This window comes from Sphaerisporangium rufum (assembly GCF_016863395.1).
In the GTDB taxonomy this organism is placed as follows: Bacteria; Actinomycetota; Actinomycetes; order Streptosporangiales; family Streptosporangiaceae; genus Sphaerisporangium; species Sphaerisporangium rufum.
On sequence record NZ_BOOU01000013.1, the window covers coordinates 245,024 to 258,998 of the forward strand.

13 protein-coding genes are annotated in these 13,975 nt (G+C 76.8%); 11 read left to right on the forward strand and 2 right to left on the reverse strand.

Annotation, left to right across the window (positions count from 1 at the left end; all coding sequences use genetic code 11):
* The first annotated feature begins 4 nt into the window (after window positions 1-4).
* Both Sru01_RS05390 and Sru01_RS05395 read left to right on the forward strand, forming a co-directional pair.
* A complete protein-coding gene (locus tag Sru01_RS05390) occupies window positions 5-1,192 on the forward strand; it encodes a histidine kinase (protein WP_203982711.1) in 1,188 nt (395 codons plus the stop codon).
* Between the two features lie 72 nt (window positions 1,193-1,264).
* A complete protein-coding gene (locus Sru01_RS05395; RefSeq protein ID WP_203982712.1) occupies window positions 1,265-2,065 on the forward strand; it encodes a LytR/AlgR family response regulator transcription factor in 801 nt (266 codons plus the stop codon).
* A 388-nt stretch (window positions 2,066-2,453) separates the two neighbouring features.
* On the opposite strand, the gene Sru01_RS05400 is transcribed toward Sru01_RS05395, so the two are convergent.
* A complete protein-coding gene (locus Sru01_RS05400; protein ID WP_203982713.1) occupies window positions 2,454-3,293 on the reverse strand; it encodes a deoxyribonuclease IV in 840 nt (279 codons plus the stop codon).
* A 136-nt stretch (window positions 3,294-3,429) separates the two neighbouring features.
* Here Sru01_RS05400 and uraD point away from each other — a divergent pair, with 136 nt between their 5' ends.
* The 9 genes from uraD (at window position 3,430) to alc (ending at window position 11,842) form a co-directional block, all read left to right on the forward strand.
* Window positions 3,430-3,957, forward strand: a complete 528-nt coding sequence (gene uraD / locus Sru01_RS05405) for a 2-oxo-4-hydroxy-4-carboxy-5-ureidoimidazoline decarboxylase (protein ID WP_203982714.1) — start codon at window positions 3,430-3,432, stop codon at window positions 3,955-3,957.
* Window positions 3,954-4,277: a hydroxyisourate hydrolase gene (uraH, locus tag Sru01_RS05410; RefSeq protein ID WP_203982715.1), complete on the forward strand. Its 324-nt coding sequence runs from the start codon at window positions 3,954-3,956 to the stop codon at window positions 4,275-4,277. The genes uraD and uraH overlap by 4 nt, the downstream gene beginning before the upstream one ends.
* A 3-nt stretch (window positions 4,278-4,280) precedes the next feature.
* On the forward strand, window positions 4,281-5,168 hold the full coding sequence (pucL, locus tag Sru01_RS05415; RefSeq protein ID WP_203982716.1) for a factor-independent urate hydroxylase: 888 nt from the start codon (window positions 4,281-4,283) through the stop codon (window positions 5,166-5,168).
* A gap of 10 nt (window positions 5,169-5,178) precedes the next feature.
* The gene (locus Sru01_RS05420) at window positions 5,179-6,054 is read left to right on the forward strand and encodes an FAD binding domain-containing protein (protein WP_203982717.1); all 876 of its coding nucleotides are present in this window, start codon (window positions 5,179-5,181) and stop codon (window positions 6,052-6,054) included.
* Window positions 6,045-6,518 (forward strand): (2Fe-2S)-binding protein, encoded by a 474-nt coding sequence (locus tag Sru01_RS05425; protein WP_203982718.1) that lies wholly within the window; start codon window positions 6,045-6,047, stop codon window positions 6,516-6,518. The genes Sru01_RS05420 and Sru01_RS05425 overlap by 10 nt, the downstream gene beginning before the upstream one ends.
* A gap of 130 nt (window positions 6,519-6,648) precedes the next feature.
* A complete protein-coding gene (locus tag Sru01_RS05430) occupies window positions 6,649-8,049 on the forward strand; it encodes an 8-oxoguanine deaminase (protein WP_203982719.1) in 1,401 nt (466 codons plus the stop codon).
* Window positions 8,050-8,128: 79 nt separating this feature from the next.
* A complete protein-coding gene (locus Sru01_RS05435) occupies window positions 8,129-9,397 on the forward strand; it encodes a glycerate kinase (protein WP_239136951.1) in 1,269 nt (422 codons plus the stop codon).
* Between the two features lie 76 nt (window positions 9,398-9,473).
* Entirely contained in the window at window positions 9,474-10,847 is a 1,374-nt protein-coding gene (gene allB, locus Sru01_RS05440; protein ID WP_203982720.1) for an allantoinase AllB, read from the forward strand.
* Window positions 10,835-11,842: an allantoicase gene (gene alc, locus Sru01_RS05445; RefSeq protein ID WP_239136952.1), complete on the forward strand. Its 1,008-nt coding sequence runs from the start codon at window positions 10,835-10,837 to the stop codon at window positions 11,840-11,842. Before allB ends, alc begins: the two co-directional genes overlap by 13 nt.
* A gap of 136 nt (window positions 11,843-11,978) precedes the next feature.
* Here alc and pknB read toward each other — a convergent pair whose 3' ends face one another.
* The gene (gene pknB, locus Sru01_RS05450) at window positions 11,979-13,922 is read right to left on the reverse strand and encodes a Stk1 family PASTA domain-containing Ser/Thr kinase (protein WP_203982721.1); all 1,944 of its coding nucleotides are present in this window, start codon (window positions 13,920-13,922) and stop codon (window positions 11,979-11,981) included.
* Between the last annotated feature and the right edge of the window lie 53 nt (window positions 13,923-13,975).

Genomic DNA, 13,975 nt, shown 5'->3' on the forward strand with positions numbered 1-13,975 from the left:
CCGCATGGTGGAGACCGGCTGGTTACTGTCGTGCGTCCTGATCGGCGTGGTCGGGTACGTCCTCGGCCGCCGCGGTGCCCGGGCGCGCCCCGGCGGCGACGGCGCCACCTTCGCCACCCTGCACCTGGCCGCGATGGCCGCCCCGTACCTGCGGGCCGGGCTCGCCCGCGACTCGGCCCGGCGGGCGGTGCGCCACCTGCGGTCCCTGCTCGGCGCCACCGCGCTGGCGGTGACCTCCACCGACCAGGTGCTGGCCTTCGACGGCGCGTGGGAGCCGCCCGACGACGCGCACGTCCGCGACCTGCTGGGCCACGTGCACGGCATGCTCGCCGGCGGCCGGCCGTACCTGATCGCCGGGGACGAGCTGTTCTGTGAGGCGGAGAACTGCGCGATCCGCAACGCCGTGGTGGTGCCGCTCACCACCGTCGGCGGCCGGGTGGTCGGCGCGCTGGCCGCCTATGACACCCAGGTGAGCGCGGCCCTGGTCCGGGCGGCCACCGAGGTCGGCCAGTGGGCCTCCGGGCAGCTGGAGCTGGCCGAGCTGGACGCCGTGCGCCGCCGCGCGCTGGCCGCCGAGACCCGGGCGCTGCGCGCGCAGATCTCCCCGCACTTCGTGTGCAACTCGCTGGCCACCATCGCCTCGTTCACCCGCACCGACCCCGACCGGGCGCGCGAGCTGCTGCTGGACTTCGCCGACTTCGCCCGGCACGCGCTGCGCCGGGCCGGCGACTTCACCACGCTGTCGGACGAGCTGACCTGCGTCGACCGCTACCTGCTGCTGGAACGTGCCCGGTTCGGTGACAAGCTGCGCTTCGTGGTGGACGTCGTCCGGGAGGCGCTGCCGGTGCCGGTGCCGTTCCTGTGCCTGCAGCCGATCGTGGAGAACGCGATCACGCACGGCATCCGGCACGGCGGCGGCACCGGCGAGGTGCGCGTGGTGGTGCGCGACGTGGGCTGCGAGGTCCACATCACCGTGGAGGACGACGGGGCCGGCATGGAGCCCGCCCGGGTCCGCGAGCTGCTCGGCGGGGAGCCGCCGAGCGGCGAGGGCGGCGGCATCGGCCTGGCCAACGTGGACGTGCGGCTCCGGCAGATCTACGGCCAGGAGTACGGGCTGGTGATCGACACCGCGCCCGGCGAGGGCACCACGGTGCGCATGCGGGTGCCGAAGAATCGCCCGCCCGGTCACTGAACGGATCCGTCCGGGCACCCGACGTGGCCGTACCTCTTGCCGGGAGGGCACGGCAGGGGGCAGCGTGGAGCCATGCTGCGAGTTCTAGCGGTCGACGACGAGGTGCACGCGCTCTCCGAGCTGGCCTACCTGCTGCGGCGCGACGCCCGGGTCGAGCGCGTCCTGACCGCCACCGACGGCGTCACCGCCCTGCAGGACATGGCCGCGATCATCGGTGCCGGGGAGCGGCTGGACGGGGTCTTCCTGGACATCCGGATGCCCGGGCTGGACGGGCTGGACCTCGCCCGGCTGGTCGCCGCCTTCCCCGCCCCGCCCAAACCGGTCTTCGTCACCGCGCACGATGACCGCGCCGTGCAGGCGTTCGAGCTGCAGGCGGTCGACTACCTGCTCAAGCCGCTGCGCCCGGACCGGGTGGCCGAGGCGGTGCGGCGCCTGGAGTCGGCCACGCTCGGCCCCTCGCCGGCCGAGGCGGCCATGGACGACGTGATCCCGGTCGAGCTGAGCGGGCGCACCAGCTTCGTGCCCCAGCACGCCGTCACCTACGCCGAGGCCAGCGGCGACTACGTCCGCCTGCACACCGCCGAGGGCACCCACCTGGTCCGGATGTCGCTCGCCGCGCTGGAGCGCCGCTGGGCGGCCTCCGGGTTCATCCGGGTGCACCGCAGCACGCTGGTGTCCGCCCGGCACGTCACCGAGATGCGGTTCGACGAGGGCCGGGCGATGCTGCGGGTCGGCGGCACCACGGTGCCGGTGAGCCGCCGGCACACCCGCCGGGTGCGCGAGCAGCTGGTGCGGCAGTTCCGGGCCGGGCCGCCGGCCGAGGCGATGCCCCGCCACGTCCCGGACGCCATGCCGCCGCTCGTCGGCGGCTAGCGGCCGCTCGTCGCGCCGTCACGCTCCGCATGGCGCCGGCTACGCACCGTTCGGCGAGCCGGGCCGCGACCGCCCGCGCGGAACCGATGACCGACCGTAGTGTCGTTCCCGTCGAGAAGCCACACTGCGTTACCGGAAAGCGGGCCGGACGGCCGGCGGACCCGGGATACGCGGACCGAGACGGCGCCGGACGCCCGCGGCCCACGCGCGGCGACGACCGGACGGCCGTCCCGGGCCGGCGGGCCCTTACCGGGGGGTGGGGTCCGCCGGCCCCGGCGGGGCGGGGTGGCCGCCGGCCGGCCGCGAGGCCGGGCCGCGCCGATCCGGTCATAGGGGGGCGACCGGATCCGCGGGCGGCACCCCGCCCTCCCGCCCGGCCCGGGCGGGCTCAGCCGCCGCGCAGGCCCTTCAGCAGCTCGATGTCCGCGCGGTGGCGGTCGGGGCCGCCCGGGGTCTCGATGCAGAACGGCACCCCGGCCGCCACCGGATGCCGCAGCAGCTCGCCGAACGCCGCGACGCCGATGTGCCCGTCGCCGATGTTCTCGTGCCGGTCGCGCTTGGAGCCGCACGGGTCCTTGGAGTCGTTGGCGTGCACCAGCCGCAGCCGGCCCGGCGCCACCGCCGCGAGGCACGACAGCAGCGCGGCGGCACCGCCCGGCGCGGCCAGGTCGTGCCCGGCGGCGAAGGCGTGGCAGGTGTCCAGGCAGATTCCCGCGCGCGGGTGCCCGTCCAGCGCGGCCAGGTAGGGCTCCAGGTCGGGCAGCATGGCGCACAGCATCGCCCCCTGGCCCGCCATCGGCTCCAGCAGCAGGTCCGGGCCGCCGTCGCCGATCTCGTCCAGGATGGGCAGCAGGTGCTCGCGCAGCCCGCGCAGCGCGTCCGCGCGCGGCTGGGACACCGCCGACCCGGTGTGCACCACCACCCCGCGCGCGCCGATCTGGCAGCCGCGGGCCAGCGCGTGCCGGATGCTCGCCGCCGACCGGGCCAGCACCGCCGGGTCGGGCGACCCCACGTTCACCAGGTAGGGGGTATGGATGAAGACCGGGACACCGGAGCGGCGCAGCGCGGCGTCCTGCGCCGGGTCGCCGGCGGCGAGCGCCCATCCGCGCGGGTTGGTCACGAACACCTGGACGAACTCGGCGCCGATCTCCGCCGCGCGCCGCAGGCCGCCGGTGGCCAGGCCGCCCGCGACGTACACGTGGCTACCGATCAGGGATGTGCCGCTCATGGTGGTCCAAGCCTAGGAGACCCGCGGCGGCGGCCGGGCCGCTTGGAGCATGCCACAAACGCGGCGCCGGTGGCCGCGGACGGTTCGGAGTTCCGGCCGCTGGACCCGGCCCGCCCCGGGACGGTCTACTTCTGGCATGGCAGACCCGACACCCGCGGGCGGCGTGCCGGCCTTCGACGCGCTGCCGCCCGCCGAGGCCGAGCGGCGGCTGCTCGCCTGCTGCGCCGCGCCGGAGTTCGCCCGCCGGGTCGCCGCCGGCCGGCCCTACGGCGACCGCGGGCGGCTGCTGGCCGCGGCCGAGGCCGCCGCCCGCGAGCTCGGCTGGCCGCAGGTGCGGGCCGCGCTGGACGCCCACCCGCGGATCGGCGACCGGCCGGCCGGTGACGGCGCCGAGTCGCGCTGGTCGCGCCGCGAGCAGGAGCGGGCCGGCCGGGCCGGCGCCGCCGAGCGGGACGCGCTGGCCGAAGGGAACCGCCGGTACGAGGAGAGGTTCGGCCACGTCTTCCTGGTCTGCGCCACCGGCCTGACCGCCGGGCAGGTGCTCGACCGGCTGCGTGGCAGGCTGGGCAACGACGAGGAGACCGAGCGCAAGGTGGTCGGCGCCGAGCTGGCGGCCATCGCCCGGCTCCGCGTCGCCAGGCTGCTGGACGAGGAGACGACATGAGCCTGTCCACCCACGTGCTGGACTCCGGGACCGGCCGTCCCGCCGAGGGGGTGGCCGTCCGGCTGCGCAGCGGCGACCGCCTGGTGGCCGAGGGCGTCACCGACCAGGACGGCCGGCTGCGCGACTGGCTGCCGGCGGGCGAGCCGGGGCCGGGGGTGCACCACCTGGTGTTCGACACCGGCGCCTACTTCGCGCGGGCCGGCGTCGCGACCTTCTACCCGGAGGTCGTGGTCGCCTTCACCGTCGCCGACCCGGCCGAGCACCTGCACGTGCCGCTGCTGCTCGGCCCGTTCGCCTACTCGACCTACCGGGGGAGCTAGCCGATGGCCGTCGTACTCGGCCCGAACCGCTACGGCAAGGCGGAGACGCGGGTGGTCCGCGTCGCCCGGGAGGGCGAGGTGCACCACCTCAAGGACTGCACCGTGTCGATCGCGCTGTCGGGCGCGATGGAGGCGGTGCACCTGGCCGGCGACAACGCCGCCGTGCTGCCCACCGACTCCCAGAAGAACACCGTCTACGCCTTCGCCCGCGAGCACGGCATCGGGGAGATCGAGGAGTTCGCCCTGCTGCTCGCCCGGCACTTCGTGGACTCCCAGCAGGCCGTGCACCACGCGCGGGTCGCGATCGACGAGCACGCCTGGGTGCGGCGCGGGCCGCACTCGTTCGTGCGGGACGGCACCGAGGTCCGTACCTGCCTGGTGCACCACGACCGGGACGGCACCTCGAGCGTGGTCTCCGGGCTGCGCGACCTGGTGCTGCTCAACTCCACCGGCTCGGAGTTCCACGGCTTCGCCACCGACCGCTACACCACGCTGGCCCCGGCCACCGACCGGGTGCTGGCCACCGCGGTGACCGCCGGGTGGCGGCACGCCGGGCCCGGGACCGGGTCCTCCGCCGATTCGTACGCGAGTTCGTACGCCGACTCCTACACCGGGGCCCGGGAGTGCCTGCTGGAGGCGTTCGCCGGCACCCACAGCCTGTCGCTGCAGCAGACCCTGTACGCCATGGGCCGCCGGGTGCTTGAGCGCCGCCCGGAGCTGTGCGAGGTGCGGCTGGCGCTGCCCAACCGGCACCACTTCCTGGTCGACCTGGCCCCGTTCGGCCTGGACAACCCGGGCGAGGTGTACTACGCCGCCGACCGGCCGTACGGGCTGATCGAGGGCACCGTACTGGACGACGCCGCGCCGCCCGCCGGCCCGGCCTGGGACTAGGGGAGGACGGATGGAGTTCCTGCGCCCCGCCACCTGGGCGGAGGCCCTGGCGGCGAAGGCCGGCCTGCCGGAGGCGGTCCCCGTCCAGGGCGGCACCGACGTCATGGTGGAGATCAACTTCGACGTGCGGCGCCCGCCGGCGCTGCTGGACCTGACCCGGGTCGGCGACCTGGCCGACTGGGAGGTCGCCGCCGACGGCCGGCTGCGGGTCGGTGCCGGGGTCACCTACGCCCGGCTGATCGCCGAGCTGGGCGACCGGCTGCCCGGCCTGGCGCAGGCCGCCCGCACCGTGGGCTCGCCGCAGATCCGCAACCGCGGCACGGTGGGCGGAAACCTCGGCGCCGCCTCGCCGGCCGGCGACAGCCACCCGCCGCTGCTCGCCACCGGCGCGGAGATCGAGGTCGCCTCGGCGGCCCGCGGCACCCGCATGATCCCCGCGACCGAGTTCTACCGCGGCGTCAAGCGCAGCGCGCTGGCGCCGGACGAGCTGGTCCGCGCGTTCTGGGCGCCCCCGGCCACCGGCCCGCAGTACTTCGCCAAGGTCGGCACCCGCAACGCCATGGTCATCGCGGTGTGCTCCTTCGCGGTCGCGCTGCACCCCGGCGAGCGCCGGGCCGGCACCGGCGTCGGCTCGGCGGCGCCGACGCCCCGCCGCGCCACCGCCGCCGAGGAGTTCGCCGCCGCCGAGCTCGACTGGGCCGGCCGCGCCCCGCTGGACCCCGGCCTGGCCGCGCGGTTCGGCGAGCTGGCCGCCGCCGCGGCCGAGCCGATCGACGACGTGCGCGGCACCGCCGCCTACCGCAGGCACGCGATCGCCGTCCTGGCCCGCCGCACGCTGGCCTGGGCGTGGCACGACTACCGGAAGGAGGCGGCGGCATGCGCGTGAACCTCACCGTCAACGGCCGGCCCGAGGAGGTCGACGGCGTCTGGGAGGGGGAGAGCCTGCTCTACGTGCTGCGCGAGCGGGTCGGCCTGCCCGGTGCCAAGAACGCCTGCGAGCAGGGAGAGTGCGGCTCGTGCACCGTCTACCTCGACGGCCTGCCGGTGTGCGCGTGCCTGGTGGCCGCCGGGCAGGCCGAGGGGCGCCAGGTGCGCACCGTGGAGGGGCTGGCCGGCGGCGACCGGCTGGACCCGGTGCAGGAGGCGTTCGTCGAGTGCGGCGCGGTGCAGTGCGGCTTCTGCACCCCCGGCCTGGTCGTCCAGGCGCACGACCTGATCGAGCGGGTCGGGGCGCCGAGCGACGAGGAGATCCGCGAGGCGCTGGCCGGCAACCTGTGCCGGTGCACCGGATACGAGAAGATCATGGACGCGGTACGGCTGGCCGCCGCCCGCAAGGCGGGCACCGCGTGACCGCGCCGCCCCGGCCCCCCTCGCCGGCGCCCGCGCCGCCCTCCTGGTCCCCCCCGTCTACGCCGGTCCCGGCGCGCCCGTCGCCGGTCCGGTCCGCCGCGCCCGCCGCTCGACGCCGGAGGAGGTCCGGATGACGCGGCCCGCCGAGCCCGGGGACGTGCTGGTGACCGATGTGGCCATCGCCCCGGTGACCGGGCCGGAGATCCCTCGCGGCCACCTGCACATCCGCGGCGACCGGATCGCCGCGCTCGGCCCCGGGCCGGCCCCGGAGGTGCCCGGCGCCACCCGGATCGACGGCACCGGCCTGCTGGCCACCCCGGGCCTGGTCAACACCCACCACCACCTCTACCAGTGGGCCTCCCAGGGCCTCGCCCAGGACGCCACCCTGTTCGAGTGGCTCACCGCCCTCTACCAGGTGTGGGCGGCGATGGACGCCGAGGTGGCGCACGGCGCGGCGACCGCCGGGCTCGGCCTGCTCGCCCTGTCCGGATGCACCACCACGACCGACCACCACTACATCTTCCCCAAGGGGCGCGGCGACCTGTTCGCCGCCGAGATCGACGCGGCCCGCGAGATCGGCCTGCGCTTCCACCCGTGCCGGGGCTCGATGGACCGCGGCGCCTCGGCCGGCGGGCTGCCGCCGGACGAGGTGGTCGAGACGCTGGACGAGGTCCTCGCGCACACCGCCGAGGCCATCGACACCTACCACGACCCCGCGCCCGGCTCGATGCTGCGGATCGCGGTCGCGCCGTGCTCGCCGTTCTCGGTCAGCACCGATCTGATGACCGAGTCGGCCGCGCTGGCCCGGGCGGCCGGGGTGCGCCTGCACACCCACCTGTGCGAGACGGTCGACGAGGAGGAGCACTGCCTGGCCCAGCTGGGCCGCCGGCCGGTCGACCACATGGCGGAGATCGGCTGGCTCGGCCCGGACGTGTGGGTCGCGCACGCGGTGCACCTGCGCGACCACGACATCGACCGGTTCGCCGCCACCGGGACCGGGGTGGCGCACTGCCCGAGCTCCAACGGCCGGCTCGGCGCCGGCATCGCCCGGGTGACCGAGATGCTCGCCGCCGGCACCGCGGTCGGGCTCGGCGTGGACGGCAGCGCCTCCAGCGAGCTGACCACGCTGTCGGGTGAGATGCGCCAGGCCCTGCTGTTCCAGCGCGCCCGGCTGGGCCCGGCCGCGCTCACCGCCCGCCAGGCCCTGGAGATGGCCACCATGGGCGGCGCCCGCTGCCTGGGCCGGGCCGGCGAGATCGGCTCGCTGGAGCCCGGCAAGCTCGCCGACGTGGTGCTGTGGCGGGTGGACGGCTTCGCCGCCGCGGTGGCCGACCCGCTGTGCGCGCTGGTCTTCGGCCCGGCACCCCCGGTGTCCCACGTGATCGTCGGCGGCCGTACCCTCGTGGCGGACGGCGAGCTGCGCACGGTGCCGCAGGACGCCGCGGCCCGCGCCGGGGCGGCCGCGCGCGACCGGCTGCTGCGGCTGGCCGCCGACCGAGGGTTCACCGTGGCCAGGGAGGTGCGCGGGTGACGCCGAGCGTTCCGGCGGTGCCGGACGGATTCGACAAGCCGCCGGCAGGCGCCGGGCGACGGGCCGAGGGGATGGGCGGGTGACGGCGAGCGGGCCGGGGTTCGTCCTGGTGGCGCCGGACAAGTTCAGGGGGTCGCTGAGCGCGGTGGAGGTGGCCGGACGGGTCGCCGCCGGGCTGCGGGCGGCGCGGCCGGACCTGCCGGTGGTCACCCTGCCGGTCGCCGACGGCGGGGACGGCACCGCCGAGGCCGCCGTCGCCGCCGGGTTCACCCGCCGGACTGCCCGCGTCACCGGCCCGACCGGCGAGCCGGTGACCGCCGGCTACGCCGAGCGCGACGGGGTGGCGGTGATCGAGCTGGCCGAGGCCTCCGGGCTGCACCGGCTGCGGCGGCTCGCGCCGCTGGACGCCGGCAGCGAGGGTACCGGCGAGCTGATCGCCGCCGCGCTGGCCGGCGGCGCCCGGCGGGTGGTGCTGGGCCTGGGCGGCAGCGCCTGCACCGACGGCGGCGCCGGGCTGGTGCGCGCGCTCGGCGTGCGGACCCTGGACGCCCGCGGCCGGGAGCTGCCGCCCGGCGGCGCGGCGCTGCGCCGGCTGGACGCGCTGGACCTGACCGGATTCGAACGTGCCCCCGGCGTGGAGTTCGTGGTGGCCTGCGACGTGGACAACCCGCTGCTCGGCGCCGAGGGCGCGGCCGCGGTGTACGGGCCGCAGAAGGGCGCCGGGCCGGCCGAGTTGCCGGTCCTGGAAGAAGGCCTGGCCCGCTGGGCCGACGTAGCCGAGCGGGACCTCGGCGTGCGGGTACGCGACCGGCCCGGCGCCGGCGCCGCGGGCGGTGTCGGCTTCGCCGCCATGGCGTTCCTCGGCGCCCGGCTCGAACCGGGCATCGGCCTGCTGCTGGACCTGGTCGGCTTCGCCGAGCACCTGCCGGGCGCGCTGCTGGTCGTCACCGGCGAGGGCTCGCTGGACGAGCAGACCCTGCGCGGCAAGGCCCCGGCCGGGGTGGCGGCGGCCGCCGCCCGGGCCGGCGTGCCGGTGGTCGCGGTGTGCGGCCGGCGCGCGCTGGACGATGGGCGGCTGCGCGCCGCGGGCATCGAGGCCGCCTACGCGCTCTCCGACATCGAGGACGACGTGCGAAGGTGCATGGCCGAGGCCGGGCCGCTGCTGGAGCGGCTGGCCGCCCAGGTCGCCGCCGACCGGCTGCCCGCCCCGGCCCGGCCCGGCTCCGCTCTCCGGGCCGCCGGTCCCGCGTCGGGGGGCGCCGGGGCCGACAGGTCCGTGCCCGGCCCCGTCCCGGGGGCCGTCCCTGGTCCGGTCCCCGGTGCGGACCTTCCCGGTGCCGGCGGCTGACCGCCCGCCCGGCGGCACCGGGCCCGGACGTGTGCGCCCGGGGAGTGGGGCGCCCGGAACGGGGGAGATCTTCCCCATGGGTGATCCGGTGCCGGTGGGCGAGTGCGTGGCCAGGGTGACCCCGGCGCCGGTCCGTGACCCGGGGACCGGCTTCGACCTGGTGGTCCGCTCCCGGCGGGCGGTGCTGCCCGGCGGCGAGCGCCCGGCGGCGGTCGGCGTCCGGGACGGCGTCATCGCCGCGGTGCTGCCGTACGACGCGCCCGCGACGGCGCTCGCCGAGGTGGACCTCGGCGGCGTCCTGCTGCTGCCCGGCCTGGTCGACACGCACGTGCACGTCAACGAGCCGGGCCGCACCGCCTGGGAGGGGTTCGCCACCGCGACCCGGGCCGCCGCGGCCGGCGGGGTGACCACCATCGTCGACATGCCGCTCAACTCGCTGCCGCCCACCGTCGACGTGGAGTCGCTGGCGGTCAAGCGCGCCGCGGCCACCGGCAAGTGCGCGGTGGACGTCGGCTTCTGGGGCGGCGCGGTCCCCGGCAACGCCGGCGGGCTGCGCGCGCTGCGGGAGGCGGGGGTGTTCGGCTTCAAGTGCTTCCTGTCGCCCTCCGGCGTGCCGGAGTTCCCGCACCTGGACGACGCCGGGCTGCGCGCCGCGCTGCGCGAGGCGGCGGCCTTCGACGGGCTGGTGCTGGTGCACGCCGAGGACCCCGCGCTGCTGTCGGAGCCGGCCGGCCCTTCCTACCCCGAGTTCCTCGCCTCGCGGCCCGGCGCGGCCGAGCGCCGCGCCGTCGAGCGGGTCATCGCCGCCGCCCGGCAGACCGGGGCGCGGGCGCACATCCTGCACGTCTCCGCCGCCGCCTGCCTGGAACCGCTGGAGGCCGCCCGGCGGGACGGGGTGCGGATCACCGCCGAGACCTGCCCGCACTACCTGACCCTCACCGCCGCCCAGGTGCGCGGGCCGGAGTTCAAGTGCTGCCCGCCGATCCGGGACGACGGCAACCGGGACGAGCTGTGGCAGGGCCTGGCCGCCGGGGTGCTCGACTGCGTGGTCTCCGACCACTCCCCGGCCACGCCCGACCTGAAGGTGCCCGACTTCGCGGCCGCCTGGGGCGGCATCTCCTCGCTGCAGCTCGGCCTGCCCGCGGTGTGGACCGAGGCGCGCGAACGCGGATACCGGCCGGACCGGGTGGTGGACTGGATGTCCGCCCGCCCGGCCGCGCTGGCCGGCCTGGTCGCCAAGGGCGCCATCGCCGCCGGCCGGGACGCCGACCTGGTCGCCTTCGACGCCGGCGCCGAGTTCACCGTGGACGCCGCCCGGCTGCGGCACCGCAACCCGGTGACGCCCTACCACGGGCGCACCCTGGCTGGCACGGTCGTCGCCACCTGGCTGCGCGGCCGGGCGGTCACCGACGACGACCCCCCGTTCGGAGAGCTGCTGTGCCCGACCTGACCTCCGGCGCCGCCGGGTTCACCCGGCTGCCCGACCTGGCGTCGCGCTCGCACGGCGGCTCGGTGGTCGCCGCCAGCGACGAGTCGTTCGCCGAGCGCCAGGCGCTGATCCTTCCCGGCCCGCCCGGGTTCCGGCCGCACACCTTCGGCGCGCGCGGCCAGGTCTACGACGGATGGGAGACCCGGCGCCGCCGCGAGGCCGGGCACGACTGGGCGGTGGTCCGGCTCGGCCTGCCCGGCGTCGTCCGCGGCGTGGTGATCGACACCTCGTGGTTCACCGGCAACTACCCGCCGTTCGCCTCGGTGGAGGCGTGCGCCGCGCCCGGCCACCCGGCGCCGGAGGAGCTGGACGTGGCCGGCTGGACGGAGATCGTGCCGCGCGTCCCGCTCACCGGCGACGCCCGGCATGAGTTCCCGGTCACCGACCCGCGGCGGTTCACCCACGTGCGGCTGAACATCCACCCCGACGGCGGGGTGGCCCGGCTGCGCGTGCACGGCGAGGTGGTGCCGGACCTGACCCTGTACGAAGGGCTCGGCCTGGACCTGGCCGCGCTGGAGAACGGCGGGCTGGTCGTCGGCTGCTCCGACGAGTTCTACTCCTCGCCCGGCAACGTCATCGCCCCCGGCCTGCCCCGGCACCAGGCCGAGGGCTGGGAGACCGCGCGGCGCCGCGACGGCGGCAACGACTGGCTGGTGGTGCGGCTCGGCGTGCCCGGCGTGGCACGCGTCGCCGAGCTGGACACCACCAACCTCGTTTACAACGCGCCTGGCCAGGCCGCGCTGGCCGCGGCGGCCGTCCCCGGCGGCGGCGAGCCGGGGCCGGACACCGAGTGGTTCGACCTGCTGCCGCGCACCCGGCTGCAGCCCGACACCCGGCACCGCTTCCGGCTGGCCGGCGCGCGGGTCGCCACGCACGTGCGCCTGGACATCTTTCCCGACGGCGGCATGGGCCGGCTGCGCCTGCACGGCCTGCCCGCCGATCCTCCCGCCCGCTGACCGGCCGGAACCCGGGTCGCCCACCGGTTCCTCCTGACCAGGGCCGCGGCGGGTACGGTGCCCCGGGTTCGCCGGCGCGTCCGGCATCGGCCGCGTGCGGGGCGGCGGCGGCCCGCGGCCGGCCGGGCCGGCGGGCTCAGTGCCAGAGGGTGACGCGGGTGCCGGCCGGTGCCTGGCCGAGCGGGTTCTCCGCGACCACCGTGCCGGTGCCCGCGAACGCGATCTTGCGGACCTTCACCTTGAACCCGGCGCCGCGCAGCTCGGTCACCGCGTCCCGGACGTTCTTGAACCGCACGTCCGGGATCGGCACCGGCGCCTTGCCCGGCTGGACGTTCCCGTCGTTGCGCTCCCACGGCCAGCGGAACCCGCCGTCCGGTCCCTTGGAGCAGGTGATCTGTACCGCCTGGTTCGCGGTCACCTCGGCGCGGGCCGCCGGGTTCTGCGCGATGACCGTGTTCGGCGCGGCCTGGTCGGTCTGCTGCACCACCGCGACCTGGAAGCCCTTCTGCTGCAGCACCCCCTGCGCCTGGTCGCACTGCATGCCGCCCACGTCCGGCATCACCAGGCCGGCGCTGAGCGTGATGGTCACCTTGGCGCCCTCGGTGAGCTTGCTGCCGACCTGCGGGCTGGTCTTGATCACCAGACCGCGCTGGACGGTGTCGTTGGGCACCCGGGTGACGCTCCCCGGGGTCAGCCCGGCTTCGGAGATCTTGGCCCGGGCGTCCGCCTCGCTGAGGTTGACCACGTTGGGCACGGTGATCTTCAGCGGGCCGGCCGACGGGATCAGCGTGATCGTCTGGTCGCGGGTGACCTCGCGGCCCGCCACCGGGTCGGTGCGCAGCACCCTGCCCTCGCCGACCTTGCGGTCGTGCACCGGAGTGCCGATCTTGACATCGAAGCCCTGCTGGGCGGCCCGGGACCGGGCGACCTCCACGTTCATGCCGAGCAGGTCCGGCACCTTGACGTAGCGGCCCTCGGAGAACCAGTAGCCGGTGCCGACGATCGCCGCGATCATCAGCACGGCCAGCGCGGAGATCGCCACGATGGGCCCGATCCGCCGCCGGGCGGCCGGGGCGGCCGCCGGCCCGGCGGCCGGCGAGGTCAGCATCTCGGTGCGCGACTGCACCAGCGTCGGATTGGCCGGCGGCACGCCCGGGCCGGGCCCGCCGGCCGGGAACGGCGCGGCGGGCGGGGGCGGCGCGGCGGGGGCACCGGGGCCGGTGCCGAGGTCCGGCGGGAGGGCACGGTGCGCGTCCACCGCGGCCACCAGCAGCGCGGTGGCGTCCGCCGGGCGGTGCGCCGCCTCGCGGGCGGCGGCGGCGCGCACCAGCGCGTCCAGCTCCCGCGGCACGCCCGGCACCAGCGTGGACGGCGCCGGCACCTGGTCGTGGACATGCCGGTAGGCCACCGACATCGGGTTCTCCGACTGGTAGGGCTGCTGCCCGGTGAGCAGCTCGAACAGCATCACCCCGGCGGCGTAGACGTCGCTGCGCTGGTCGGTGGTGCCGGCCGTCACCTGCTCGGGCGACATGTAGGCGATCGTGCCGATCATGATGCCGGTCCGGGTCTGGTGGCCGGCGCCGATGGCCCGGGCCAGGCCGAAGTCCACGACCTTGACCCGGCCGTCATCGCTGAGCAGGACGTTCTCCGGCTTCACGTCCCGGTGCACCATGCCGGCCTGGTGGGCGGCGCCCAGCGCGGCCAGCACCGGGATCATGATCTCCAGTGCCTCGCGGGCCGGCAGCCGCCCGCGCTCGCGCAGCACGTCGCGCAGCGTGCGGCCCGGGACGTACTCCATGGAGAGGTAGACGTGGTCGCCGTCGGTGCCCTGGTCGAACACGTGCACCACGTTGGGGTGCGACAGGCTGGCCACCGACTTGGCCTCGCCGATGAACCGCCGCACGAAATCGGGATCCTCGGCCAGCGAGCGGTGCATCACCTTCAGCGCCACCGTGCGGTCCAGCCGGATGTCCATCGCCAGGTAGACGGCGGCCATCCCGCCCCGGGCGATCCGGGACTCAACGCGATAGCGCCCGTCCAGCAGCCGCCCTACGAGGGGGTCCGCAACCGTCGTGTCCACGAGAGCGAGTTTACGGGCGGTTTGCCGGGCCGAGGGCACGCTCATCCCAAACC

Bases quoted from the DNA above. Each gene is read 5' to 3' on its own strand.
- uraD (WP_203982714.1), top strand. From the start codon at position 3,430: ATGGCAGACCCGACACCCGCGGGCGGCGTGCCGGCCTTCGACGCGCTG.
- Sru01_RS05425 (WP_203982718.1), top strand. From the start codon at position 6,045: ATGCGCGTGAACCTCACCGTCAACGGCCGGCCCGAGGAGGTCGACGGC.
- Sru01_RS05395 (WP_203982712.1), top strand. From the start codon at position 1,265: ATGCTGCGAGTTCTAGCGGTCGACGACGAGGTGCACGCGCTCTCCGAG.
- pucL (WP_203982716.1), top strand. From the start codon at position 4,281: ATGGCCGTCGTACTCGGCCCGAACCGCTACGGCAAGGCGGAGACGCGG.
- Sru01_RS05420 (WP_203982717.1), top strand. From the start codon at position 5,179: ATGGAGTTCCTGCGCCCCGCCACCTGGGCGGAGGCCCTGGCGGCGAAG.
- Sru01_RS05390 (WP_203982711.1), top strand. From the start codon at position 5: ATGGTGGAGACCGGCTGGTTACTGTCGTGCGTCCTGATCGGCGTGGTC.
- uraH (WP_203982715.1), top strand. From the start codon at position 3,954: ATGAGCCTGTCCACCCACGTGCTGGACTCCGGGACCGGCCGTCCCGCC.
- Sru01_RS05400 (WP_203982713.1), bottom strand. From the start codon at position 3,293: ATGAGCGGCACATCCCTGATCGGTAGCCACGTGTACGTCGCGGGCGGC.
- Sru01_RS05430 (WP_203982719.1), top strand. From the start codon at position 6,649: ATGACGCGGCCCGCCGAGCCCGGGGACGTGCTGGTGACCGATGTGGCC.
- allB (WP_203982720.1), top strand. From the start codon at position 9,474: ATGGGTGATCCGGTGCCGGTGGGCGAGTGCGTGGCCAGGGTGACCCCG.